The sequence below is a fragment of the Microcoleus sp. LEGE 07076 genome (assembly GCF_015207455.1).
Taxonomy (GTDB): Bacteria; Cyanobacteriota; Cyanobacteriia; order Cyanobacteriales; family Microcoleaceae; genus Microcoleus.
Genome location: NZ_JADEWV010000456.1, coordinates 1 through 1,486 on the forward strand (window position 1 = coordinate 1; position 1,486 = coordinate 1,486).

Annotated in this window: 2 protein-coding genes; both read right to left on the reverse strand. The window is 41.4% G+C overall.

What is annotated here, in order from left to right:
* Positions 1 to 230, reverse strand: a 230-nt coding sequence (locus tag IQ270_RS30180; RefSeq protein ID WP_193976769.1) for a hypothetical protein, incomplete at its 3' end; no start/stop codon positions are given.
* Positions 231 to 395: 165 nt separating this feature from the next.
* The coding region (locus IQ270_RS30185) for a CHAT domain-containing protein (protein WP_193976770.1) at positions 396 to 1,486 on the reverse strand (1,091 nt) is incomplete at its 5' end.

Consider the following 1,486-nt stretch of genomic DNA (forward strand, 5'->3'; position numbering starts at 1 on the left):
CGCTGGGCTGTATAAGTTTCCGCCGAATCGGAATTGTCGTCAGCCCGGATGTGGATGATGCGCTGGGTGGTAAACTCAACAAATAGGGTAGCGCCGACTACGCCCAAGCCTAAAAGAATTGCGGATAAAATAAGGGGCGACTTGAACCAAGATTGATTAATTTGGGTGCGTGCGGCTGGGGGTTGCGGGCTGCGACTGGTGTAGCGCGTGGGGTGGTAGTATCGGCTCATGGCTGTTGGTTTGCTAACTGTGCTACTGGTATATCGAAGGGAGTCACTGTTGTTATGCAGATTGGGTGAAAATGAGACGATCTTTGACTTTGAAGCTTTGAGAGGCGATCGCATATCATTTTCCTTACCATAAACCTGATATTGTACTTAATTTAAGTAGTGAGTTCAGGCTTGACCAACCAGACAGAATGCGGCCCAATAGAAAGGCTCTTGAAAGGGTTTGAAGTTATCTTGAAGTTTATGGAACCTACGACGTAAATTCATTTTCAAAGTAGGGTTTAAATGTAATTGTCTTTGATCGATCCAATGTTCTAGTTCAGCTATTGTGGCATCCCGCAGCCATAGTTGAGCTTGGCAGAGTGATGTAGCTAGCGATGCTTGATGTTGCAGATTATCATAAAACTTAATCATCAATAAACTTGTAGAAAAGTCGTTTACTGCCCAGAGGCTGCTAACCACACTGGAACTACCAGCAACTAGGAAGCCACTAGGTAATCCGATATACTCATCGCTTTGGCTGGTAAAGTCAATCAACCCAGTTTCACAAGCTGAAAGAGTTACTAAGCGACATTGCCTGAGATCGAGGTCAAAAATTTCTCTTAAAGTAAGGCACTTTTCTAAATTAATTTTTGTACCTTCCCGCGAATAAATTTCATAACTGTTATCTTCCAGTGTTTCCATAGCATAGTTTGTTGCATCAGCCAAGATAACAGCCGAGTCCAAAGGTGATTCAAAATCAAAGTAACCATGACAAGAAAAATGAATACAATGAGCATTACGAAAGCGATCATTGTCCAAGGCTTCTTTTTTTGCATCTTCGTTAACTAAAACATCATCATTAGGCTGAAATTGTCTCCTGATTGTTTCAACTTCAATATCAGTAAAACTCAGGTCTTTGCTAGGATTTTGAATAGCAAAAAAATCTTTAAAATCGGTGCGATTTCGATTTTGGCTTAATTGCAGCAGTTGGCAACTTGGAGCATAACTCACACCTCTGGGAAAGCGATCTAGGAGGCAGTATTGAGGGTCAGTTAGAGGTAAGGCATGAAGAGGCAGCAGGTGCAGGAAGCGATGAGGTATCAAAATTAGTCGATCACACTCATCAGGTAAATAGCTAATAATTTGATCTATATGTAGTATTTTGGTGAGACGATGAAGGCGAGCTAAAAATTGATCTTGCCATTGATTTTTGTTTAGGCCGTAGTCTTGCAAGTATTCTTCTACCCAGTTTATTAATTTGTCTTTATCTTCAGCAG